Annotated in this window: 21 protein-coding genes; 10 read left to right on the top strand and 11 right to left on the bottom strand. The window is 65.5% G+C overall.

Annotated elements, in window-relative coordinates:
- The first annotated feature begins 50 nt into the window (after positions 1-50).
- Together IF690_RS12135 and IF690_RS12140 are read left to right on the top strand one after the other, a co-directional pair.
- A complete protein-coding gene (locus IF690_RS12135) occupies positions 51-1,010 on the top strand; it encodes an AraC family transcriptional regulator ligand-binding domain-containing protein (protein ID WP_202701403.1) in 960 nt (319 codons plus the stop codon).
- Positions 1,011-1,145: 135 nt separating this feature from the next.
- A complete protein-coding gene (locus IF690_RS12140; protein WP_202700233.1) occupies positions 1,146-2,387 on the top strand; it encodes an MFS transporter in 1,242 nt (413 codons plus the stop codon).
- On the opposite strand, the gene IF690_RS12145 is transcribed toward IF690_RS12140, so the two are convergent.
- Positions 2,384-3,010, bottom strand: a complete 627-nt coding sequence (locus IF690_RS12145; RefSeq protein WP_202700234.1) for a TetR/AcrR family transcriptional regulator — start codon at positions 3,008-3,010, stop codon at positions 2,384-2,386. The genes IF690_RS12140 and IF690_RS12145 overlap by 4 nt on opposite strands.
- A gap of 104 nt (positions 3,011-3,114) precedes the next feature.
- Here IF690_RS12145 and IF690_RS12150 point away from each other — a divergent pair, with 104 nt between their 5' ends.
- Positions 3,115-3,729 carry an NAD(P)H-dependent oxidoreductase gene (locus IF690_RS12150; protein WP_202700235.1) on the top strand — a complete coding sequence of 205 codons (615 nt, stop codon included), beginning with the start codon at positions 3,115-3,117 and terminating at the stop codon, positions 3,727-3,729.
- A 60-nt stretch (positions 3,730-3,789) separates the two neighbouring features.
- Here IF690_RS12150 and IF690_RS12155 read toward each other — a convergent pair whose 3' ends face one another.
- Both IF690_RS12155 and ppnN read right to left on the bottom strand, forming a co-directional pair.
- Positions 3,790-4,107 carry a DUF2388 domain-containing protein gene (locus IF690_RS12155; RefSeq protein ID WP_202700236.1) on the bottom strand — a complete coding sequence of 106 codons (318 nt, stop codon included), beginning with the start codon at positions 4,105-4,107 and terminating at the stop codon, positions 3,790-3,792.
- 167 nt (positions 4,108-4,274) lie between these two features.
- On the bottom strand, positions 4,275-5,648 hold the full coding sequence (gene ppnN, locus IF690_RS12160) for a nucleotide 5'-monophosphate nucleosidase PpnN (protein ID WP_202700237.1): 1,374 nt from the start codon (positions 5,646-5,648) through the stop codon (positions 4,275-4,277).
- Positions 5,649-5,940: 292 nt separating this feature from the next.
- Between ppnN and IF690_RS12165 the strand changes: the two genes are divergently transcribed.
- The 3 genes from IF690_RS12165 to IF690_RS12175 all read left to right on the top strand — a co-directional run bounded on the left by IF690_RS12165 (position 5,941) and on the right by IF690_RS12175 (position 9,086).
- Positions 5,941-8,076: a C1 family peptidase gene (locus IF690_RS12165; protein WP_202700238.1), complete on the top strand. Its 2,136-nt coding sequence runs from the start codon at positions 5,941-5,943 to the stop codon at positions 8,074-8,076.
- Positions 8,073-8,483, top strand: coding sequence for a hypothetical protein (locus IF690_RS12170; protein ID WP_202700239.1), 411 nt, complete (start codon positions 8,073-8,075; stop codon positions 8,481-8,483). The genes IF690_RS12165 and IF690_RS12170 overlap by 4 nt, the downstream gene beginning before the upstream one ends.
- Before the next feature lie 198 nt (positions 8,484-8,681).
- Complete coding sequence (locus IF690_RS12175; protein WP_202700240.1) at positions 8,682-9,086, top strand: response regulator; 405 nt, start codon at positions 8,682-8,684, stop codon at positions 9,084-9,086.
- 90 nt (positions 9,087-9,176) lie between these two features.
- On the opposite strand, the gene IF690_RS12180 is transcribed toward IF690_RS12175, so the two are convergent.
- Positions 9,177-10,046, bottom strand: coding sequence for an oxaloacetate decarboxylase (locus IF690_RS12180; protein ID WP_009048360.1), 870 nt, complete (start codon positions 10,044-10,046; stop codon positions 9,177-9,179).
- Between the two features lie 503 nt (positions 10,047-10,549).
- On the opposite strand from IF690_RS12180, the gene IF690_RS12185 reads away from it, so the two are divergent.
- Positions 10,550-11,089, top strand: coding sequence for a DUF4174 domain-containing protein (locus tag IF690_RS12185; RefSeq protein ID WP_202700241.1), 540 nt, complete (start codon positions 10,550-10,552; stop codon positions 11,087-11,089).
- A gap of 133 nt (positions 11,090-11,222) precedes the next feature.
- Here the strand turns inward: IF690_RS12185 and IF690_RS12190 are convergent, their stop codons facing one another.
- Positions 11,223-12,446 carry an aspartate aminotransferase family protein gene (locus tag IF690_RS12190; protein ID WP_202700242.1) on the bottom strand — a complete coding sequence of 408 codons (1,224 nt, stop codon included), beginning with the start codon at positions 12,444-12,446 and terminating at the stop codon, positions 11,223-11,225.
- A 100-nt stretch (positions 12,447-12,546) separates the two neighbouring features.
- On the opposite strand from IF690_RS12190, the gene IF690_RS12195 reads away from it, so the two are divergent.
- Complete coding sequence (locus IF690_RS12195; protein ID WP_202700243.1) at positions 12,547-13,449, top strand: LysR family transcriptional regulator; 903 nt, start codon at positions 12,547-12,549, stop codon at positions 13,447-13,449.
- Between the two features lie 158 nt (positions 13,450-13,607).
- On the opposite strand, the gene IF690_RS12200 is transcribed toward IF690_RS12195, so the two are convergent.
- The 4 genes from IF690_RS12200 to IF690_RS12215 all read right to left on the bottom strand — a co-directional run bounded on the left by IF690_RS12200 (position 13,608) and on the right by IF690_RS12215 (position 18,750).
- Positions 13,608-14,921: an NAD(P)/FAD-dependent oxidoreductase gene (locus tag IF690_RS12200; protein WP_202700244.1), complete on the bottom strand. Its 1,314-nt coding sequence runs from the start codon at positions 14,919-14,921 to the stop codon at positions 13,608-13,610.
- 58 nt (positions 14,922-14,979) lie between these two features.
- A complete protein-coding gene (locus tag IF690_RS12205; RefSeq protein WP_202700245.1) occupies positions 14,980-16,344 on the bottom strand; it encodes a glutamine synthetase family protein in 1,365 nt (454 codons plus the stop codon).
- 474 nt (positions 16,345-16,818) lie between these two features.
- Positions 16,819-17,478 (bottom strand): methyltransferase family protein, encoded by a 660-nt coding sequence (locus IF690_RS12210; protein WP_202700246.1) that lies wholly within the window; start codon positions 17,476-17,478, stop codon positions 16,819-16,821.
- 369 nt (positions 17,479-17,847) lie between these two features.
- Positions 17,848-18,750 (bottom strand): LysR family transcriptional regulator, encoded by a 903-nt coding sequence (locus IF690_RS12215; protein ID WP_202700247.1) that lies wholly within the window; start codon positions 18,748-18,750, stop codon positions 17,848-17,850.
- A gap of 183 nt (positions 18,751-18,933) precedes the next feature.
- Here IF690_RS12215 and IF690_RS12220 point away from each other — a divergent pair, with 183 nt between their 5' ends.
- Entirely contained in the window at positions 18,934-19,578 is a 645-nt protein-coding gene (locus tag IF690_RS12220; RefSeq protein ID WP_202700248.1) for a hydrolase, read from the top strand.
- Between the two features lie 184 nt (positions 19,579-19,762).
- Here IF690_RS12220 and IF690_RS12225 read toward each other — a convergent pair whose 3' ends face one another.
- A complete protein-coding gene (locus tag IF690_RS12225) occupies positions 19,763-20,092 on the bottom strand; it encodes a hypothetical protein (protein WP_202700249.1) in 330 nt (109 codons plus the stop codon).
- A 569-nt stretch (positions 20,093-20,661) separates the two neighbouring features.
- Here IF690_RS12225 and IF690_RS12230 point away from each other — a divergent pair.
- Positions 20,662-23,022, top strand: coding sequence for a DNA polymerase II (locus IF690_RS12230; protein WP_202701405.1), 2,361 nt, complete (start codon positions 20,662-20,664; stop codon positions 23,020-23,022).
- A 182-nt stretch (positions 23,023-23,204) separates the two neighbouring features.
- On the opposite strand, the gene IF690_RS12235 is transcribed toward IF690_RS12230, so the two are convergent.
- Positions 23,205-23,501: a hypothetical protein gene (locus IF690_RS12235; RefSeq protein ID WP_202700250.1), complete on the bottom strand. Its 297-nt coding sequence runs from the start codon at positions 23,499-23,501 to the stop codon at positions 23,205-23,207.
- Between the last annotated feature and the right edge of the window lie 96 nt (positions 23,502-23,597).

Consider the following 23,597-nt stretch of genomic DNA (forward strand, 5'->3'; position numbering starts at 1 on the left):
CGACATGGGCATTGCCCGAACAATAAGAAACCATGAGCCGCCCGGACCCTATGCGCGAACTGGACAAAAACACTGGCGAAGAGGCCAATCAGCCGGTCCGCCGTTTTCACCGGGGCCAGCTCGGCCGGGTGCTGGAACGGGTGCTGCAACGCCAGACCCGCGGCGACCGCCAGGATTACAACCTGCTCGAGCTCGAACAACTGTGGCGCCTGGCGGCAGAGCGCGACCCGGCCATCGGCCTGCACCTGTTCGGCGAATTCACCCCCCAGGACCTGCACGTACTGGCCTACATCTGCCTGTACTGCCCGGACGTGCGCGGCGCCATGCAATGCTGGGCCGACTACGCCGCGCTGGCCTCGGACATGGACAGCCTGAGGCTGGTCAGCGACGGCGACCTGCTCGGCGTCGAACTCTGCATCGATGCGCCCGCCAGGCTGACCCGCTACGTGGTGGAGCATTACGGCGTCATGGCCCTGACCCAGATGCGCCACGGCACCGGGCAAGCTGTGCGGCCGGTACGGGCCTGCTTCAGCCATTCGCGCCCGGTTTACCACGCTGAATATCGTCAGTGGTTCGGCGATAACCTCGAGTTCGATTGCCCGCACAACTGCCTGTACTACGACCAGGCCACCCTGCGCCTGCCGCTGCTGACGCGCCACGCCGGCATGCAGGCGTTGCTGCGCAGCGAGCTGGACCGCCGCTTGGCCCAGCGCCTGCAGCTGGGCGGCTGGACCGGCAAGGTTGCGGCCAGCATGCGCGACAGCCTGGCCCGTGGCGTGGTGCCGAGCCTGGAGAACCAGGCCGAGGCGCTGTACCAGAGCCCGCGTACCCTGCGCCGGCGCCTGGAAGAGCAGGGCATGACCTTCCGCCTGTTGCTCGACCAGGTCCGCGCCGAGCTGGAGCAACAGCTGGAGTTTCTCGGCGAGAGCCGCGCCCAGGTGGCGACCCAGCTGGGTTACGGCGACCTCGCGGCGTACCTGCATGCCCGCAAACGTTGGAAGCGCGACTGAATCCATCACGCTCGTAACATCCCCGCCGGTGTTACGCGGATTCCCAAAAGGAATCCACTCTATAAAAAACATGAATTTTATTTATCGAATTCGAGCCTGTAGCGTGGCCCCGTCCCTGACCGATGGAGCGCCCCCATGTCCACCCCGCAGCCGCTGTCTCCCGCCGAACGCTACTGGCAGCGCAACCTCGCGGTGTGCACCCTGGGGGCGTTCACCACCATTGTCGCGATGACCCTGTTGTTGCCGTTCCTGCCGTTGTACGTCGAGCAACTGGGGGTCAGCGACCCGGCGGCCATTGTCCAGTGGTCCGGCGTGGCCTTTGGCGCGACCTTTCTGTCGGCGGCGATCACCGCGCCCTTGTGGGGCCGCCTGGGCGATCGCTATGGGCGCAAGCTGATGCTGATCCGCGCGAGCCTCGGCATGGCGCTGGCGATGTCGCTGATCGGCCTGGCGGAGAACGTCTGGCAACTGGTGCTGCTGCGTCTGCTGGCAGGCCTGCTGGGCGGCTATGCCTCGGGGGCGACCATCCTGGTCGCCACGCAAACCCCCAAGGCGCGCTCCGGCTGGGCGTTGGGCGTGCTGTCTTCGGGGATCATGGCCGGTAGCCTGGCCGGGCCTCTGGTGGGTGGCCTGCTGCCGCCGCTGATCGGCATCCGCAACACCTTCTTCATCGCCGGGGCGGTGATCTTCGTGGCCTTCCTGGCCACCACCTTTCTGCTGCAGGAGGCACCGCGCGAGCCGCGCACGGCCCCGCAGAAGGGCCTGCCGCCAGACCATTCCCGGGCGTCGGTGACGGACCGGAAACCGCTGTTGAGCATGTTCGCCGTGGCCTGCCTGCTGATGTTCGCGACCATGTCCATCGAGCCGATCATCACCGTGTACCTGCAGGAACTGCGGGCGGAAAACGTCACCCTGATGGCGGGCCTGGTGATGTCCGCCGCGGCCCTGGGCAGCATCGTTTCCGCTTCGCAACTGGGCAAGCTGGCCGACCGTATCGGCCACTGGCGGGTGCTCACCGTGTGCCTGGCCGCGGCGGCGCTGCTGTTGATTCCCCAGGCGCTGGTCAGTGCGCCCTGGCAATTGGTGCTGCTGCGTTTTCTCATGGGCCTGGCGTTGGGGGGGCTGTTGCCTTGCATCTCCAGCATCATTCGCCATTCGGTGCCGGAAAACATCGCCGGGCGGATGCTCGGCTACTCGACCTCCAGCCAGTACGTCGGGCAGGTGCTCGGCCCCCTGGCCGGGGGCTTTCTCGGCGGGCACTTCGGCATGCGCACGGTGTTTGTCGGCACCTGCGGCGTCATGGCCCTGTGCGCCCTTGTGACCTGGTGGTTCGGTTCGATGAAGCCTGCCGTGCCGGTGGCAGGCGAGGCCGGCTAGGCCGGGCCGGCACCACGCCGCGCGCCGCGTTCGACCATGGCGACTATGGTCTCGAACAGCTCGTCGCAGGCCTGCTCGCGGCTGATTTCTCCGGTGGCCGCCGCATGGGACAGGGCCTCGGCGGCCCCGAGCATTGCCCGCAGGCCAGCCATTGCTATGGTCCCGGGGGCCGCGAAGGGGGCGAGGGCCGCGCGGCATTTTTCCAGGAAAATCAGTTCGTATGCCTCCTTGATCCGCGCCAGTTCCGGGGTACTGGCCAGGGCGGCGATCACCCCGGGGATCTCCCGACCCTGGGTCAGCACGCAGTCGACATAAGAGCCGGCGATGACCGTCGCGCGGCTGGCCAGGGTCGCTTCGCTGCGGTCCAGGGCGGCGTCCATCAGCAATGTCTGGCGGGCATCGAAGTCCTGGTACAGCGCCGCCAGCAGCCCGGCGCGGGTGACGAAATGGTCATAGACCACCGGCTTGGTCACCCCGGCCTGCTCGGCGAGGCGGCCCAGGGTCAGGGCCTCGGTGCCTTCCGCGCCGATCAATTGCCAGGCCACTTCCAGCAACTGTTGCAGGCGCTCTTCCCGGGACAGGCGGCGACGAGGGGGGGAAGCCTCGGAGGGGGTGCTTGACATGCTTATATACCAAAAGTAACTTACTGTTCGTAACTTACCAAAAGTATATCGGGCCTGGTTACCGCCCTCAATCCAATTTGCCTCTATCTGCAGGAGTCTTCGCCATGCATGCGCTTATCGTTGTCGCCCACCATGATCCCCGCTCGCTCAGCCACAGCCTGGCGGCGCAGGTCGCCGAGGGCCTGGGGCCGTCTCACTCGTTCGAGATCGCCGACCTGTTCGCCGAGGCGTTCGACCCACGCTTCAACGCCGCCGACCATGCGGTCCACCGTCGGCAGGAGCAGCCCCCGGCCGAGGTGCTGGCCGAGCAGGCGCGCATCGATCGCGCCGATGCGCTGGTGCTGGTCTATCCGGTGTACTGGTGGTCGATGCCGGCGCTCCTCAAGGGCTGGATCGACCGGGTGTTCGCCAACGGCTGGGCGTTCGATTTCAACCTCCAAGCCAATCGCTTCGAGAAGAAACTCGGACACCTGCGGGTGCACCTGCTTGGCGTCGGTGGGGCCGACGCCGGCACTTATGGGCGCCACGGCTACGAGAGGGCGATGAAGACCCAGATCGATCACGGGATCTTCGATTACTGCGGCGCGCGGGTGCTGACCTCGCAGCTGTTGCTGGAATCGGAAAGCCAGGCCCCGGCGCTGCATTTGCGCACGGCCCGGGCCATAGGTCGCGATCTGTTCACCCGCGCCGAAACCGCCGCGGCGGTCCAGGCGGGGTGAGGGGATACCCCGTGCGGCTGCGCGCTGTCCCGGTCGCGAAGCGCAGGGCGGTGCGGGTCGCTAGCGCCCGGCGGGCTGTGCCTGTTGAGTGAGGATGGCCCTGGCCAGCTCTTCATCGCTGGCGTTGAGGCCCGGGTTTTCCTGGCGGATTTTCTGCAGCACCGACTCCAGGTAGACGCCACGGATGGCGCCACCGCTGGCGACGAAACTGGAGGCGTCGTCACGGGCGGGAATCACTATCTTGTCGTCCTTGAAGGTCGAGTACAGCGAGGCGGAGACCCCTGCCGAGGTGGCGACATCACCCGCATCGACACGGGCCATGGCTGAACCTGCGGGCAGACAGAGCAACAACGAAGAAACGAGTAATAGGCGGCGCATGAGGACGTTCTCCAACAGCGTGAAGCGAAAGTGAAGTACTGCATAGCTAGGATGCGCGGCGCTACCCAGGAGTTCCCCGGGCGCTCGCTGTGCCCGCTGGCCGGGTGTCTGGCGTGGGGCAGCCAGCAGCCCCCGGCATTGCACCGGGGGCTGTCGTCACTGGGCTGTCAGCTGACGACCTGGTAGCACGGCACATAGGCCGCGCCACCCGGCAGTTTCATCCGGTGCTGCTGGACGAAGGCTTTGAGCAGATGATCCAGCGGCTGCATGATTTTCGGGTCGCCGTGGATTTCGTACGGGCCATGCTTCTCGATCAGGCGGATGCCCTTGTCCTTGACGTTGCCCGCGACGATGCCGGAGAACGCGCGGCGCAGGTTGGCTGCCAGTTCGTGGGACGGCAGTGCGTGGTCCAGTTGCAGGCTGGCCATGTTGGCGTGGGTCGGGTCGAACGGGCGCTGGAAGCCTTCGTCGATTTTCAGCAGCCAGTTGAAGTGGAAGGCGTCGTTGCGTTCGCGGCGGAACTGCTTGACCTCCTTGAGCCCCTCGGTCATCTGCCGGGCGACCTCGGCCGGGTCGTCGATGATGATCTGGTACAGGCTGTGGGCCGCGTCGCCCAGGGTCGCGCCGACGAAGGCGTGCAATTGCTCCAGGTACGGCGCGGCGCTTTTCGGCCCGGTGAGGATCACCGGGAACGGCAGGTCGCGGTTGTCCGGGTGCATGAGGATGCCCAGCAGGTACAGGAACTCCTCGGCGGTGCCGGCGCCGCCCGGGAAGATGATGATGCCGTGGCCGACGCGGACGAAGGCTTCCAGGCGCTTCTCGATGTCCGGCAGGATCACCAGCTCGTTGACGATCGGGTTCGGCGCCTCGGCGGCGATGATGCCCGGCTCGGTGAGGCCCAGGTAACGGCTGCCGTTCATGCGCTGCTTGGCATGGGCAATGGTCGCGCCCTTCATCGGGCCCTTCATCACGCCCGGGCCGCAACCGGTGCAGACGTCCAGTTTGCGCAGGCCCAGCTCATGGCCGACCTTCTTGGTGTACTGGTATTCCTCGGTGCTGATCGAGTGGCCGCCCCAGCACACCACCATCTTCGGTTCCACGCCCGGGCGCAGGGTGCGGGCGTTGCGCAGCAGGTGGAAGACGTAGTCGGTGATGCCCTGGGAGCTTTCCAGGTCGATGCGCTGGCTGGCCAGCTCGCTTTCGGTGTAGACGATGTCGCGCAGGGCGCTGAACAGCATCTCCCGGGTGCTGGCGATCATCTCGCCATCGACGAAGGCATCGGCCGGGGCGTTCAGCAGTTCCAGGCGCACGCCACGGTCTTGCTGGTGGATGCGGACTTCGAAATCCTTGTAGGCGTCGAGGATGGTCTTGGCGTTATCGACATGGGCGCCGGTGTTGAGGATGGCCAGGGCGCACTGGCGGAACAGGGCGTAGATGCTGCCGGAACCGGCTTCGCTGAGTTGTTGCACTTCACGTTGGGACAAAGTCTCCAGGCTACCTTTGGGGCTGACCGAAGCGTTGATGACGTGTCTTGGTTGCATTCTGGATTCCTTGAAAGCGAGACCACCGGCCCATGCGGGCCCATGGCTTAAGAATAGTGAGCGGCGGTCGGGACGCCGGGAAAACATTCTCCCGGGCTTCACGACGCGAAGGCAAACGGGGCCACCGGAACGGGTGGCGCGTTCGCCTCGCTACTTTCTCACAGCTGGTGGTCCGAAGCGAAAGCGGCGTGCATTGCCCTTGGCTATGCTCAGCCCTGTCACCCATACGGCTGGGGAGCGCAACCAGGCGCCAGCAGTGCCAGTCTCGTCACGACATCGGGAGTGCGTGAACATGGCATCTGCATCCGAGCGGTCCGCGGTCAAAAAGGGCAAGGCGGCTACCCCCAAGGCAGCCGAGAAAAAAACCACGAAAAAATCCGCCGTCATCACGGCTGCCAAGGCTGGCCAGAAGGTCGCCAGCCGCAAGACCGCCACGCCCCCCGTGCGGGTGTTGAACGTGCGACCGGACGGCCTGGATTTTCGCGACACCATGTATATCCCGACCCTGGTGGAAGTCCCGGTACGCCGCGAACTCAGCGACTACCGCAAGACCGGGGTGCCGGTGCTCGACCAGGGCCAGGAAAACGCCTGCACCGGTTATGGCCTGGCGACGGTGGCGCATTACCTGCTGCGCACCCGCCGCTATCAGTCCGACGCCACGCTCGTCAGCCCGCACATGCTGTATGACCTGGCCCGCCGTTATGACGAATGGGCCGGCGAGGCGGACGAAGGCTCCAGTTGTCGCGGGGCGATGAAGGGCTGGTACAAGCACGGGGTGTGCCCGGCGCCGCAGTGGCAGGCCGGCAACCAGGCCACGACCCTGACCCAGGTGTTGGCCGAGGAGGCGGCGTTGCGTCCGCTGGGGGCGTACTTCCGGGTCAACCACACCGACATCGTCGCCATGCACGCGGCGATTGCCGAAGTCGGTGTGCTGTACGCCAGCGCCAGCGTGCACGAGGGCTGGCATGTGGTCGGCGGGGATGGCCATATCCAGCCCTCGGCAAACATTCTCGGCGGCCATGCCTTCGCGATCGTCGCCTATGACCAGGACGGTTTCTGGATTCAGAACTCCTGGGGCGAGACGTGGGGGTACGAGGGGTTTGCCCACCTGCGCTACGACGACTGGCTGGCCAACGGTGCGGATGCCTGGGTCGCGCGGCTCGGCGCGCCGGTCACCCTGCGCGTGCCGTTGCAGGCGAGCTCGCAGGCCAAGGCGGTGGCGGCGGCTTCGTCCAGCGAAACCCTACGGGAGATCCGCCCGCACGTCATCAGCCTGGGCAACGACGGTGCCTTCGACCCGCGTGGCGACCTGGCGACCACCGCGGCCAGCGTGGAGGAAATATTCGCCGTGGACTTTGCGCGCATCACCGCCGGCTGGGCGAAAAAACGCATCGTGGTGTATGCCCACGGCGGCCTGGTGGGGCAGGCCGGGGCCATCGAAACCGTGGCCGGCTACCGCGCGGCCCTGTTGCAGGCCGAGTGTTATCCGCTGGCGTTCATCTGGAAGACCGATTACTGGAGCACCCTGGGCAACATGCTGGCCGATGCCGCCCGGCGCCGACGCTCCGAAGGGGTGCTGGATGCGACCAAGGACTTCATGCTCGACCGCCTGGACGATGCGCTGGAGCCCATTGCCCGGCTGCTGACCGGCAAGGCCGAGTGGGACGAAATGAAGGAAAACGGCCTGCGTGCCACGGTCAATGCCAACGGCGGTGCGCGAGTGGTGGCCAAGGCCCTGGCGCGCCTGGCCGCCCAGGGGGTGGAGATCCACTTCGTCGGGCACAGCGCGGGCAGTATCCTGCTGGCGCCGATGGTGCAGTACCTGGTTTCCAGGGGCGCGATGAACAGCGGGCCCATGGCGCGCAGCCAGCTGAAGGGGCTGGAGGTGACGATCGCCAGTTGCCACCTGTGGGCGCCGGCCTGCACCGTCAAGCTGTTCCGCGAGACGTACCTGGCGCCGATCCGTGACCAGCGCATCCAGAAGTTCGGCCTGTTCACCCTGACCGACCAGGCCGAGCGCGATGACCACTGTGCGCATATCTACAACAAGTCCTTGCTGTACCTGGTCTCCGATGCGTTCGAGGACAAGGTGCGCATCCCGCTGATCCGGCCCGAAGGTGAACCGATTCTCGGCATGGAGCGCTTCGTCGCCGGCGAAAGCGATCTGGCGCAGCTGTTCGCCAGCGCCTCGAACGCCGACTGGGTACGCGCGCCCAACGACTTGCCGATGGGCAATCCGAAGGCCTCCGGAGCCCGTCACCATGGCGACTTCGACAACGATGAAACCACGGTCCGCGCGACCCTGGCGCGGATTCTCGGGCAAGGCGGAGCGCGGCAGGCCCTGGTGCTGTCGCAACCCATTGCCGAGCGGGCGCAACGGCGGCGCCAGGTGGACCTGGCCAGCAGCATCGGACGGCGGCAACCATGAACATGCCTTCGCAGACCCTGCCCATCGTGGTGCTGGCCGACCAGTCCTGTGTCGCCAGCGAGTTCGAGATCGAGGCCGGCCATCGCTACCGCTTCCTGGTGGAAGGCCTGTGGGCCGATGCCAAGGACCCGCCGACCGGGCCTGAGGGTGTGGCGCACCCGGGCGGCATCCGCGAGGGCTTCGGCTGGGCCAGGCGCTTGCCCGGGGCCGCCTGGATGGCGCTGCTGGTACGCACCGAAGGCCCGGCGGGCAAGTCGCCCTGGCGCCTGCTCGGGGGCGGCGATCAGCTCTGGTCGGACCTGCCGTCGGGGCGCTTGCAGTTCTGTGCCAACGATGTGCTGGGCTTCTACTGGAACAACTCGGGGAAGATGGACGTCAGGGTGATCGACGTCACCGAGGATGCTTAGCCTGGGGGCCGCTTTGGGGCAGGTGGGAGCCCGGTGCGCCTGGCGGTAATCGCGCTCCGCCGGAGCAACCGATGGTCCGTCCGCAGCCTTGTCCGGCGCCTCGGCAGGCCGAATGAATTTATCGGCCGGGCACTGCTCATAACTCTAAATGGCGCAATCGCGCCAGGGTCGTGTGCGCAGTCAGGGAGCGGCATCCTCATGAGTCCAATTGCATCCGTCAGTCCTGGCCAGCCTGGTCGCCTGCTGTTGGTGGTCGAGGACGAGCCGATGATCCTGGAGTTTCTCTGCGAGATCCTGCAGGACGAGGGGTTCGCGACCCAGGCCATGCCCAGCGCGGACGAGGCGCTGCGGTTCCTGGAAAGCCATCCGGACCAGGTGCGCCTGCTGCTGACCGATATCAATATGCCGGGCACCTTGAACGGCGCGGGCCTGGCCAACCGGGTGCGCGAGCGCTGGCCGGGCATGCCGGTGCTGGTGATGTCCGGTTATGAGACGCCGCAGAGTTCCGGCATCCGCTATCCGGTGTCGTTCATCCGCAAACCCTGGACCATCGGGCAGATCCTCGACAGTGTCGATGAGGCGTTGAACAGGGCGGGGGAATAGAGAGTGGAGCGGGAGGTGAAGCGCGAAGCGGCTTTCGACCACCCAGGACCTCGGGTCCTCGGTGATCGCAAGGGCGGGTGAGCTAGCGGCTCACTCTTTGACGCTCATGAACTCCTTGGCCCAGACGATGTAGTCCTCGGGCTGGGTGTAGGTGTGGGCCAGCTCGGTGGCGCTGAGGTCCGAGGCCTGGGTGAAGATCTGCCGCTGTTCGCGCAGGCAGTCGTAGGTGGCCTTGATCGCCGCGAAATACGCCGCGTGGCCGTCGACGATGATCTTCGCGCCCAGTTGCGCCAGGCGCGCATCGTCGCGCAGCGCCGGGTTGCCGTAGGTCACCAGCATCAGGGGCACCGACAGGTGCTCGGAGATCTGTTCCAGTTGCTCGAAATCCTTGACCCCGACCATGCAGATGCCGTCGGCGCCGGCGCGCTCGTATTGCTGGGTGCGGCTGATGATTTCCTGGATCGGCAGGATCGCCGCGTTGGTCCGGGCGATGATCGCCAGTTCCGGGTCGACCCGCGCTTCCAGGGCCGCGCGGATCTTGCCCACGCCTTCGGCGACCGAGATCAGGTCGGTGGACTTGCGCCCGAACTGGGCCGGCAGCAGGGTGTCTTCGATGGTCAGGGCGGCGACGCCGGCGCGCTCCAGTTCGACCACGGTGCGCATCACGTTGAGGGCGTTGCCGTAGCCGTGGTCGGCGTCGGCGATCACTGGCAGCTGGGCGACGCGGCCGATGCGGGTGGCCTGCTCGGCGAATTCGCTCAGGGTGATCAGGGCGAAGTCAGGCGCGGCCAGCACCTGCAGCGAGGCGACGGAGCCGCCGAGAATGCCCACTTCGAACCCCAGGTCGGCGGCGATCCGCGCCGACATCGGGTCGAAGACGGAGGCAGTGTGGAAGCAGGAGTCTGAAGCGATCAACTCGCGAAAACTACGGCGTAAATCTTGATGAGACAGCCTGGACATACGAACTCCCGGAAGGAGGTAAAAGAGATGCCGACGATAGCGTCGAGTCAAAAATGCAATCGGCCGTCCAGCGAGCCTGTGTAGAAGGTTCGCTGCGAAAACCTGGGCAGATGAAGACGAAGCAAGCAGGTATGAAACGGCGGGTGACGCCGCACCGGATGGAAAAGCCAGGCGGGCGCTCTTGTTATGGCCGGGATGAAGGCTATCACGCCGCCGTGGCGAAAATGATGACGAATTCGTATGGCGCCATGCCAGAACGGCATAGGCCATGCCGGTTGTCATGGGCGCCCGGGCGGGTCGATCATGCCGAATGAGACAGGCTCGCTCATCACTGGTGTTTATGGGGCGTCAATCGGTAGGGACGAAAACGAGCCTGCGCAGCGGCGCTTTCCGCACCGCGGATCACGGGCATGGCTCAATAAAATGTCAGAATTTGAGTCCAGGTCTGGACCTTTTCCCCTGATGCGCAATCATTAGGACGTGGATACCCAAAGGAGAGACGCATGTTCATTCGGTCATTGACCCTCGCAACGCTGCTCGCTGTCGTCGGCCCCGCACTGGCGGCCGACAACGAAGGCCCTCTGGCCCAGGATCAGGGCAAGGCGCGCCCACTGATCGTCATCGCGCCCAGCACCGTGGACCCGACCCTGGTGGCGCTGAAGAAATCCCTCGACGAGCCGGCCAATCGCCAAGCCTTCAGTGAACGCAACATGGTGCTCTACACGGTGATCAACACCATTGGCCAACGCGACGGCAAGGACCTGGACCCGCAATCGACCATGGCGTTGATCCGCAGCCTGAAGCTCGGCGCCGGGGCGCAGACCAAGGTGATCCTGGTGGGCAAGGACGGCGAGAAGAAGCTCGAGCATGCCGGGGCCATCGAACTCAAGGACGTCTTCAGTACCATCGACCAGCTGCCGGCGGCAGAGAAGGAAGCCACTGCGCCGACGTTGGCACCGGTCTCGGAAGTCAAGGCAGCTCACGCCAGCAAAGCCGCCAAATCGGGCAAGCCTGCGGCGCCACCCAAACCGCTGGACGACTGAGTCCGGCCAGCACCGTTTGCTGATCCATCCCATCGCGAGCAAGCTCGCTCCTACAGAAACACGCATGCCCCCTGTAGGAGCGAGCTTGCTCGCGAAGCGTTCTGATTGACCTCACCCGGCCATCAGGCATCGCTCACGACACCGCCAGCACTCCCGCCTCCTTTGCCGCATCGCCATCGGCCTCGGCGTCTCGCAACGTCCGACTGACCCCGCGCACGATCATCTCGACTTCCCGCTCGTCGATGATCAGCGCTGGCAGCAGGCGGATGGTGGTGCCCCGGGTCACGTTGATCAGCAGTCCGTGATCCTGCGCCGCCCTTAGTGCCAACTCGCGCCTAGGGGTTTTCAGCTCGATGCCGATCATCAGTCCCTGGCCACGCACCTGCAGGACCTGCGGGTGATCGGCCAGCTCCGTCCGCAGGCGTTGCAGCAGGTGCTCGCCCTGGCGCCTGGCGTTGGCCAGCAGGCCTTGTTCCTCGATGATCTCGAGCACGGTGCAGGCCACCCGGCAGGCCAGCGGATTGCCGCCGAAGGTGCTGCCGTGGCTGCCGGGGGTGAACAGTTGCGCGGCCTTGCCCCGGGCCAGGCAGGCACCGATGGGGATGCCGTTGCCCAGGCCCTTGGCCAGGGTCATCACGTCCGGGACTACGCCTTCATGCTGGCAGGCGAACCACTGGCCGGTGCGGCCGATGCCGGTCTGGATCTCGTCGAGCATCAGCAGCCAGTTGCGCCGGCTGCACAGCTCGCGCACGGCCCTGAGGTAGCCGGGCGGGGCCAGGCGGATACCGCTTTCGCCCTGGATCGGCTCCATCAGCACCGCGGCGATACGCGGGCCGTGGGCCTGTGCGGCGTGCTCCAGGGCGGCCAGGTCGCCGAAGGGCACCTTGAAAAAATCCCCCGGCAGCGAGTTCAGGCCCAGGCGGACCGCCGGCCCGTCGCTGGCCGCCAGGGTGCCCAGGGTGCGGCCGTGGAAGGCGTTCTCCATGACAATCACCAGCGGCCGCTCGATGCCCTTGTGCCAGCCGTGCAGCCGCGCCAGCTTCAACGCGGTCTCGTTGGCTTCGGCGCCGGAGTTGTTGAAGAACGCCCGGTCCATGCCGGCGAGGCGGGTCAGCCGTTGCGCCAGCCGCTGTTGCCAGTCGATGCCGTAGAGGTTGGAGGTGTGCAGCAGCAGGCCGGCCTGTTCGCGGATGACGCTGACCAGCCGGGGATGGGAATGGCCGACGCCCGTCACCGCCACGCCGGCCACCGCGTCCAGGTACTCGCGGCCGGCCTGGTCCCAGAGGCGCGTGCCCAGGCCGCGGGTGAAGCTCAGCGGCAGCGGTTGATAGGTGCTCATCAGGCAGGTGGCGGTCATGGCGGGTCGCTCCATCCAGGGGGTGAGCGGGCAGTATCGTTAGCCACCTGAGCTAGATAAACTCGTCAATTCTTTAATCATCTTCAAGTCAGGGTTGATAATGGACCTGTTCCAGGCAATGTCGGTGTACGTGAAGGTGGTGGAGGCGGGGAACATGACCGCCGCCGCCCGCGAGTGCGGCCTGTCCACCACCATGGTCGGCAATCACCTGCGGGCGTTGGAGCAGCGTCTCGGAGTCAGCCTGCTCAGCCGCACCACAAGGCGCCAGCGCCTGACCGAGTTCGGCGCCGAGTATTACCAGCGTTGCCTGGCGGTGCTGGGGCTGGTGGCTGACTCCGAGCGCCTGGCGGAACAGGTCCAGGGCGAGCCGTCCGGCACCCTGCGCATCACCGCGCCGCTGACCTTCGGCACCGAGCGCCTGGCGCCGGCCCTGAGCGAATTCCAGCAGCGCTGTCCGCAGGTCAAGGTCGAACTGACGCTGGCCAACCAGCGCTTCGACCTGATCGACGGCGCCTTCGACGTGGCTTTTCGCCTGGGCAACCTGGACACCTCGTCGCTGATCGCCCGGCCCCTGGAGGACTACACCCTGACCATCTGTGCCGCGCCGGACTACCTGCAGCGCCGCGGCACGCCGCGAGTCCCGGAGGACCTGCGTGACCACAACTGCCTGGCGTTCGCTTATCCGGCCGGTGACGAGTGGAGTTTCACCGCCACCCAGTGGCCGTTGCACGGGCCCGAGGGGGATGTGCTGATCCCCGTGTCCGGCTCGTTGCTGACCAACACCTCGTCCGGCCTGCACCGCGCGGCGCGGGGTGGCCTGGGGGTGGTGATGATGCCCGATGCCCTGGTGCAGGAGGACCTGCAACAGGGCCGGCTGGTGGCCTTGCTGCAGGACTATCAGTTGCCCTGGCGGGCGATGCACCTGCTGTATGCCCAGGACCGCTACCGCCTGCCCAAGCTGCGCAGCTTCGTCGAGTTCGCCTTGGAGAAATGGGGGCGCTAAGTGGAGTCAGGGCCGTAGAAGCCCGGCTTGCCGGCGATGGCGGTCGTGAGAACGCTATCGCGAGCAAGCGCGCTCCTACAGGTTTGCGGACGCCCAGAGCATTTGTGCAGGAGCGAGCTTGCTCGCGAAAATCCTCCAGGCGCGAGCGATGGTGTGGATCAGCGCAATCGTTCGAGCATCTGGTAGTACCACATGCCCGCCGCCAGCATCGGGTTGCCCAGCTGGTCGCCGAAGGGTACGCGGATGTGCTGGCAGGCGGCGAAGGTGTCGTAGTCGCCCAAATGCCCGGTGATGGCCTGGGCCATGATCTCGCCCATGATGTGGCTGGTGGCGATGCCGTGCCCGGAGTAGCCCTGGCAGTACCAGACATTGTCCGAGAGTTTGCCCAGCTGCGGGATGCGGTTGATCACGATGCCCATGGCGCAGCTCCACTGGAAGTCGATGGCCACGCCCTTGAGCGCCGGGAAGGTGCGTTCGATGCACGGGCGCAGTTCGCCGGCGATGTCCCGCGAGTCCTTGCCGCTGTAGTTGGCGCCGCCGCCGAACAGCAGGCGGCCGTCGGCGGTCATGCGGTAATAGTCGAGCACGAAGCGGCAGTCGTAGACCGCCAGGTCCTGGGGGTTGAGGCGCTTGGCCAGGTCGCCCAGGGGCGCGGTGGTGACGATGCCGCCCATGGCCGGGAAGATCTTGCCCTTGAGTTGTTTCGGCTCCAGCTTGTGGTACACGTCGCCGGCCAGCAGTACTTGCCTGGCGTCGATGCGGCCTTGGGCGGTGATCACCGCCGGGCGTTCGCCGTGGACGATCTGCAGCACTTCGCTGTGCTCGAAGATCAGCGCGCCAAGGCTCTCGGCGGCGCGGGCTTCGCCGATGCACAGGTTCAGCGGGTGCAGGTGCATGTTGCGGGTGTTCTTGATCGCGCCGTGGTACAGCGGGCTGTCCAGCACCTCGCGCAGCTGTTGCTGGTCCAGCAGGCTGACCTCGTCGCCCATGCCGCGGCGCACCGCTTCTTCGTAGTCGGCGCGCAGGCCGGCGAGGTGGCTGGGCTTGTAGGCAGCGTGCAGGTGGCCGTGCTTGAGGTCGCAGGCGATGGCGTATTTGTCCACGCGCTGGCGGATGATTTGGTGCCCGCGCCAGCGCAGTTGCCAGATGAAATCGTCGACCTCGTCGCCCAGGGTGCGGCGCATCTGCTTGCGCATGGCCTCGTCGCCGGACAGGCTGCCGGTGACCTGGCCGCCGTTGCGCCCGGTGGCGCCCCAGCCGATCTTGTGGCTCTCGACCAGGGCCACTTTCAGGCCTTTTTCCGCCAGCTCCACGGCGCTGGCGACGCCGGTGAAACCGCCGCCGATGATCACCACGTCGACGCTCACCTGGCCTTGCAGGGTCGGGTAGGCGGTTTCGTTATTCAGGGTGGCGCTGTAGTAGGAAGGGCAGCGTTCGGCTGCCGGTGTTACCGGGTTGAATGCGGCTGTCATGGGTCGTTCTCGAATGCTGGGAGGGGGCCGGGCCGGCGCTATGACGCCGGCCAGGGCGTCACGCCTGGGTCAGGTACCAGCGCCAGTCCTGTTCGCCGACTTCGGCCATGAACTGGCGGTATTCGGCGCGCTTGACCGCCAGGTAGACCCCAAGGAATTCACTGCCCAGGGCCTCGCGGGCCCAGCTGGAGTTTTCCAGGGCGGTCAGCGAGGTCAGCCAGTCGGTGGGCAGCAGTTCGCGGGCCTGGGCATAGCCGTTGCCTTGCACCGGGTCGCCCGGATCGAGTTGTTCGCGCAGGCCGCGATGGATCCCGGCGAGGATCGCCGCTGCCGCCAGGTAGGGGTTGGCGTCGGCGCCGCAGATGCGGTGCTCGATATGCCGGCTGTTGGCCGGGCCACCCGGCACTCGCAGGCTCACCGTGCGGTTGTCGACGCCCCAGGTCGGCGCCAGCGGCGCGTAGCTGTTGGCCTGGAAACGACGGTAGGAGTTGGCGTTGGGGCAGAACAGCAGCAGCGAGTCGAGCAGGGACGCGAGCATGCCGCCCACGGCCTGGCGCAGCAGCGGGGTGCCGGCCGGGTCTGCGGCGGCGAACAGGTTGTGGCCCGCGGCGTCGGCGAGGCTCACGTGCATGTGCATGCCGGTGCCCGCCAGGTCATCGAAGGGCTTGGCCATGAAGGTCGCCTGCATCCCGTGCTGGTGGGCCACGGCCTTGACCAGGCGCTTGTAGCGCACCGCCTGGTCCATGGCCTCCAGGGCATCGCCGTGCTCCAGGGTGATTTCCACCTGGCCCGGGGCGTATTCGGAAATCGCCGTGCGCGCCGGGATGCCTTGCAGCTTGCAGGCAGCGTAGAGGTCGGCGAGGAAGGGTTCGATCTGCTCCAGTTCGCGCAGGCCATAGACCTGGGTGTGCCGTGGCCGGCCGCCGTCGGCGTCCAGCGCCGGTTGCGGGCGGCCGTTGCTATCGCGCCTGGCGTCCAGCAGGTAGAACTCCAGCTCGCAGGCCATGACCGGGTGGTAGCCCTCGGCCTTGAGCTGGTCGATGACCTTGATCAGCAGGTGGCGCGGATCGGCGACGCTGGCCGGCAGGCCCTCCTGCGGGTGCATGCTGACCTGCACCGCGGCGGTGGGGATCTGTCGCCACGGCAGGCGCACCAGGCTGCCGGCCAGCGGGTAGGCGCGGCAGTCGATATCGCCGACGTCCCAGACCAGCCCGGAGTTTTCCACGTCGTCGCCCTGCAGGGTCAGGCCGAGGATGGTGCTGGGCAGGGGGCGGCCGCTTTCATAGACCGCCAGCAGTTCTTCGCGGTGCAGCAGCTTGCCGCGCGGCACGCCGTTGGCGTCGAGGATGAACAGCTCGATCATGTCGATATCGGGGTTGGCGGCCAGGAAGCTACGGGCCTCGTCAAGGGCTGCAAATTTCATGGTTCTCTCGCTTGCGCCATGGTGGCGCGCAGGTTCGGTTCATGCAGCGGCGCCGGCATGGCCCGGTTGCAATGGCAGATAGCAAGGCGGCAAGGCTCGACGCGCAAAGGCGCGCGTTCAGAGCGAAAGCGAGAGATCCGGAGGGCGCGAGGAATGACGCAGGCGGGAGCGGCACAGGGCCATGGGCAGGTTGACCAGCAGTTTCATCGCCGGTCCCCGGGGGTGCCGTGGAGATCGCCGTGGGTGCGTTGCGTTGTCGCCATGCCAATGCCGATGCGGCTGCACGAGGCAGCAGCGCATGTCTGGCAGGGCGGGCGGCAACACAAGGCGTTCATCGGCCGGCGGATCTCGTCAAGAATTCACGGACATTTCGTGCAAGTGAGGCTCACCGTTTTACCGGGACTGGTCCTCGCTGCCAAGGGGCGCGTCACAAAATATTTAACATTGCCCCCGGCAACGTGACGGAAAAAGTCCTCAGTAGATCCAGGGCACCAGGCGCCAGGTGTAGGCGCAGTAAGTGTCGTATTGCTTGCCGAACTCTTTGCGCAGCAAGGCCTCTTCGGCATGGATGCGGGCGATCAGCGGGATCAGCATCAAGGCGGTCAGCAGCAGGCCGACCCCGGAGCGGAAGGCCAGGGCCCAGCCCACGCAATTGATCAGCAGCCCCAGGTAGCTCGGATGGCGCAAGGTGCCGTAGATGCCGGTGGTCACCAATTGATGGCCGGGCTGGATCGCCACCAGGCCACTGAAGCGCTTGCCCAGCACGAATACCGGCCACAGCCGCAAGATGCCGCCGGCGATGAAGAACACCACGCCGAACCAGCGCGTGTCGGTGCCACCCAAGGTCCAGAAGTCCAGGCGGTCGGTGTAGGCGGGAAGAAAGGCCAGCAACAGCCCGAGGCTACCGAAGGCGACGAGGACCCAGCGGTTTTCCCGGTCTTCCTGTTTGCCGGGGCTCAGGTTGCCTTCGCTGAACTGGGCAACAAAGGCCATGGCCAGCAGGGACAGGGCGATGACCCACAACGCGGGGTGGGAGAAGAACGCCACCAGACCGCCCATGCCGAGGATGGCCAGGCCAAGGTAGACGAGGCTGGCGACCAGGCTGAGCGCCGCGAGTTTGGGAGAATTGCGCATGATGGCCCCTCACGAATACCGAGGTGTATGCATTCAGTGTAGGTTCATCGTCGAGACAGCCCAGGTCGCCCGCGGCACCGCGTCGCCTGCATCGCCGGCAAGCCTGGTTCCTACAGAAGAGGAGGTGTTCACGCATGTCTGTAGCCGCTGCCGAGCAGCGCGAGGCTGCGCTCGAGGACGAAATCCTCGCAAAACCTGCGCATGCGGTTTGCCTGTAGGAACGCGGTGCCCGGTTTTGCGGCCCCTGCGGTGCCGATCGCAGCCTCGCGGGTTTGGCAGCGGCTACAGGGACGCCATGGTGTTCCCGGCTTCTGTAGCGAGGCTTGCCCGCGAGGCGGTGTATCTGACACTCCAACTCGCCTGGATCACCTACGGATGCACAGGCGGTTTCTCCGCCAACTGGGCCACCAGGAATTCGATAAAGGCCCGGGTCTTCTGCGGCACGCGCCGGGCCGACGGGTACACCGCGTGGATGCTGATCGGCGGCGCCTGCCACTCGCACAGCACCGGCACCAGGCGGCCGGCGGCCAGGGCATCGGCGACGATGAAGTCGGGCAGCAGGGCGATGCCCATGCCGGCCTCGGCGGCCTGGGCCAGCAGGTCGCCGTTGTTGGCGTGCAGCGGGCCGGTGACGTGGACGCGCTGGGTGTCCTTGCCGTTGCTCAGTTGCAGGCTGACCCCGCTTTGCAGGTAGCCGTAGTTCAGGCACTGGTGGGTGGTCAGGTCGCGGGGCGTCTGCGGAATGCCGGCACGCTTCAGGTAATCCGGCGAGGCCACCATGATCCGCGGTGCCGGGGCCAGCAGCTTGGCGACCATCGAGGAGTCGGCCAGGCTGGCGATACGGATGGTCACGTCGAAACCGCCGCGCACCGGGTCCACCTGCTGGTCGCTGAGCACCAGTTGCAACTCGATGTTCGGGTGCTGCTCATGAAACAGCGGCACCAGCGGCCCGAGGCGGCGCAGGCCGAAGGACATCGGCGCGTTGACCCGCAGCACCCCGCGCAATTCGCCGATGCCGTCCCGCGCCCGTTGTTCGGCCTCATCCACGGCGGCCAGGACTTCCCGCGCCGACTCATAGTACTCGGCGCCGGCTTCGGTCAGGTGCAGGCTGCGGGTGGTGCGTTGCAGCAGCTGCACGCCGATGGCGTCTTCCAGCGCCTGGATCTGTTTGCTGACTTTCGAGCGCGGCACGTCCATGGCCCGGGCCGCGGCGGCGAAGCCGTTGGCATCGACCGTGACGACAAATGCGCGCATGCATTCGATGCGATCCATTATTGTCCCTATTTTAGAATCAATGATTCTCAATTTTAGGGAATTGTCCCTTTTTAATCCAGCCCCTAAATTAGCCACCAAGCCGGCAGCAAAGCCTCCCGCAGCGGACCCCGCGCCGAGCTCCCGAATTTTGCAACTCAACGCTTGAACCCACTTAGCTATCGACATCAAAAGGAACGCGCCATGTCTATCCGTGAACTGCTCAACCCAAGCAACTCCGCCCTGATCCTGATCGACCACCAGCCGCAGATGTCCTTCGGCGTGCAGTCGATCGACCGCCAGACCCTGAAGAACAACACCGTGGGCCTGGCCAAGGCGGCGAAGATCTTCAACGTGCCGACGATCTTTACCTCGGTGGAAACCGAGAGCTTCAGCGGCTACATCTGGCCGGAACTGCTCAGCGTGTTCCCGGACCACCAGCCGATCGAGCGCACCTCGATGAACTCCTGGGAAGACAAGAAGCTGGTGGAAGCGGTGAAGGCCACCGGGCGCAAGAAACTGATCATGGCCGCGCTGTGGACCGAGGTCTGCCTGAACTTCCCGGCCCTGGAAGCCCTGGCCGAAGGCTACGAGGTGTACATCGTCACCGACGCTTCCGGCGGCACCACCCAGGAAGCCCACGACATGTCGGTGCAACGCATGATCCAGGCCGGCGCGGTGCCGGTGACCTGGCAGCAAGTGCTGCTCGAATTCCAGCGCGACTGGGCGCACAAGGCAACCTACGACGCGGTGATGGACCTGGTGCGCGAGCACAGCGGCGCCTACGGCATGGGCGTGGACTACGCCTACACCATGGTGCACAAGGCGCCGCAGCGTCAGGTCAAGTAAGCAGCGGCTTATTAGTTGGATGAATGACAGGTTGTATCTGTTAAACCGCGTTATCGTTCATCGCGAGCAAGCTCGCTCCTACAAGAGCGGTTTATATCTGCAATAAAAAAGGGACGCTCTTATTGGGAGCGTCCCTTTTTGTTTAATGGATCAACGGTTGATCAGCGACAACGACAAGTTGCACTTAGCAGAACCGGTCAATTACCCGAACTTCCGACTTGTCCTGCAGCGATTGCCATTCATGCTTCAGGGTATCGAATACCCGTCCGATGAAGTCCTTGTCGGCGGCGGCCTTCTTGCCGACGTAGCCCTGGCCACGGCGGTACATTTTCAGGCGGGCCAGCAGGTCCTGGTTGTTCTTGTCGAACTCTTCTTCATGGGCGTGGGGCGACAGGCAGTCGATATGGACCTGGCCAGACTTGGCGATCCACAGGATATGGCTGTCATGGCTGTCTTTCTGTGCCGCGAACAGATGAGACAGTTCATCAATAGTAGGTTGATTGTTCAGATTCATTTGTAAGCCCCTTGACCATTTCGATCTATCTAGTTGAGTCGCTAATTGATATCGCTACATCGGTAAGTTGAACCCTGATACCGGAAACAGGGCGACAGAGGGTGTCTGTCGGATACAGATAAGGCCCAGAGCCTGATGCGTGTAGTTGTCTTGATTAACTGCTACGCAATAGCGTCACAACGAAGAGAAGCAGCGTAAACCTGGATCAAGCTGCCGAAGTTTTCAGTTTCGGCCACAAGCATCTTGAGGAGTTTTCGCCAGCTTCCCGCCCTTTGTACTGGACGTTCATGCCAGGTCAGTTTCATCAATCTGCCTTGTGGGCAGTACACATCCGGGTTAACAGCTCGGCGGTCAGACGAGCTTGCTCATAACACCTTTGCCACGTCTCCCGATCGGGGAGACGCCTGCATCATGCAAGGGCAAATTCACCTCGTCAACGGTTTTGTAGTGAAAATTTTCATGCACTACATATTGTCCGACAAAACCTTTCGGCACATGCCCGGGACGGGCTATCGCGACCTAAGGCAGGTAGAATCGAGGCCTTGAAACAGGTTCTTGAGGTTGCAGTGGTGGATTTACAGCAGGGCTTCGTCCTGACCCGGCACTGGCGTGACACGCCGGCAGGCACGGAAGTCGAGTTCTGGTTGGCGACCGATGCCGGGCCGCGCCAGATCCGCTTGCCGGTGCAGACCTCCGTGGCCTTCATTCCCGCCGAACAGCAGGAGCAGGCTCGGCGCCTGCTGGCCGACGATCGCGATGTCCAATTGCGCCCCTTGGGCCTGTGCGACTTCCAGCACCGCCCGGTGCTGGGCCTGTACTGCACGCAGCACAATCAATTGATCCGCCTCGACAAGACCTTGCGCCGCGCCGGCGTCGAGGTGTTCGAGGCCGATGTGCGGCCGCCCGAGCGCTACCTGATGGAGCGTTTCATCACCGCGCCGGTGTGGTTCGGCGGCACCCCGGGCGAGGGCGGGATACTGCTGGAGGCGCAGATGAAGCCGGCGCCGGACTATCGCCCGTCCTTGAAGCTGGTGTCGCTGGATATCGAGACCAGCGAGACCGGCGAGCTGTACTCCATCGCCCTGGAAGGCTGCGGCCAGCGCCAGGTGTACATGCTCGGCCGCGCTCGCGAGGACGACAGCGCGGTGGATTTCGACCTGGAGTTCTGCACCAGCCGCGAGCAGTTGCTCGAACGCCTCAACCAGTGGCTGGCGCGGCACGACCCGGACGCGATCATCGGCTGGAACCTGGTGCAGTTCGATCTGCGGGTGCTGCACGAACACGCCCGCCGCCTGGCGGTGCCCTTGCGCCTGGGGCGCGGTGGCGAGGAGATGCAGTGGCGCGAACACGGCAGCCGCACTCACTATTTCGCCGCGGCTGCCGGGCGCCTGATCATCGATGGCATCGAGGCCCTGCGCTCGGCGACCTGGAGCTTCCCCTCGTTCAGCCTGGAAAACGTCGCCCAGACCCTGCTCGGCGAAGGCAAGTCGATCGACAACCCTTACCAGCGCATGGACGAAATCAACCGCATGTTCGCCGAGGACAAGCCCGCCCTGGCGCGCTACAACCTCAAGGACTGCGAGTTGGTGACGCGGATTTTCGCCAAGACCGAACTGCTCACCTTTCTCCTCGAGCGGGCCACGGTCACCGGCCTGCCGGCCGACCGCAGCGGCGGCTCGGTGGCGGCCTTCACCCACCTGTACATGCCGCTGATGCATCGCCAGGGTTTCGTCGCGCCGAACCTCGGCGAGAAGCCACCGCAAGCCAGCCCCGGCGGCTTTGTCATGGATTCGCGTCCCGGCCTCTACGAGTCGGTGCTGGTGCTGGACTACAAGAGCCTGTACCCGTCGATCATCCGCAGCTTCCTGATCGACCCGGTGGGGCTGGTGGAGGGCTTGCGCCACCCGGCGGACGACGAGTCGGTGCCGGGCTTTCGCGGCGCGCGGTTTTCCCGCACCCGGCATTGCCTGCCGTCGATCGTCGCCCGGGTCGCCGAGAGCCGCGAGGTGGCCAAGCGCGAACACAACGCGCCGCTGTCCCAGGCACTGAAGATCATCATGAACGCCTTCTATGGCGTGCTCGGCTCCAGTGGCTGCCGCTTCTTCGATCCGCGCCTGGCGTCGTCGATCACCCTGCGCGGCCACGAAATCATGCGCCGTACCCGCCAGCTCATCGAAGCGCAGGGCCACAAGGTGATCTACGGCGACACCGACTCGACCTTCGTCTGGCTCGGCAGTGCGCACGCCGAGGCGGATGCCGCGCGCATCGGCCGCGCGCTGGTGCAGCACGTCAACCAGTGGTGGCGCGATCACCTGCGCGATGAGTACGGCCTGGAAAGCGCCCTGGAGCTGCAATTCGAAACCCACTTCAGCCGCTTTTTGATGCCGACCATCCGTGGCGCGGAGGAGGGCAGCAAGAAGCGCTACGCCGGCCTGGTGGCCCGTGCCGACGGCACCCGGGAGGTGGTCTACAAGGGCCTGGAAGCGGTGCGCACCGACTGGTCGCCGCTGGCCCAGCAGTTCCAGCAGGAGCTGTACCAACGGATCTTCCACCGCCAGCCGTACCAGGACTATGTGCGCGACTACGTGCGGCGCACCCTGGCCGGCGAGCTGGACGAGCAGCTGGTGTACCGCAAGCGCCTGCGCCGCCAGTTGGACGATTACGAACGCAACGTGCCGCCCCATGTGCGCGCCGCGCGCCTGGCCGACGAATACAACCAGCAGCAGGGCCGGCCCCAGCGTTATCAGAACGGCGGCTGGATCAGTTACGTGATCACCCTGGCCGGCCCCGAACCCCTGGAAAACCGCACGGCGGCCATCGATTACGATCACTACGTGACCCGCCAATTGCAGCCGGTGGCGGATGCCATCCTGCCGTTCGTGCAGGACGACTTCAGCACCCTGGTGGGTGGGCAGATGGGGTTGTTCTAGGAGGCATCTTGTCGTAGCCGCTGCCGAGCTTGCGAGGCTGCGAACGGCTTGGGCGGCATTCCGACGCAGCAGGCGCAAACCTGAGAACGTGTTGAGTCTGGATAACCGCGATGTCCCCCATTACGGCCGCTTCGCGGCTGATCGCAGCCTCGCAAGCTCGGCAGCGGCTACAGGGAAGGGGTTCAGTCGTCGACCGAGGTGCAAATGCCGCTGGCGCCTTGCTTGCCGCTGTAGGTCACGACCACCGAGTCGTCATCCTCCACGCTGATCGCGACCGTGACACCCGAGCCCTTGGCCTCGAAATAACGCTCGTTGACGGTCTTGGTCTGGGCTTCCTTGCCGTTGATGAACACGGGTCCCCCTTCCTCCGCGCTGACCGGGATATTGCCCGGACAGTCGACATTGAACAGCGGGATGCCTTCGGCGTGGGCGGCACTGGCGACCAGCGACAGGGCGCAGCTCAGGAGGATTCTTTTCATCGCGGACTCCTTGGCAAACAGGCAGGAACCGGGGCGCGGCAGCGTGCTCCGTTAGCGCTGAAGCTTAGCGCATGGCGCGCTTGGGCAGGGCCGCGA

This window comes from Pseudomonas sp. SK3(2021) (genome assembly GCF_016772375.1).
Classification (GTDB): domain Bacteria; phylum Pseudomonadota; class Gammaproteobacteria; order Pseudomonadales; family Pseudomonadaceae; genus Aquipseudomonas; species Aquipseudomonas chlororaphis_I.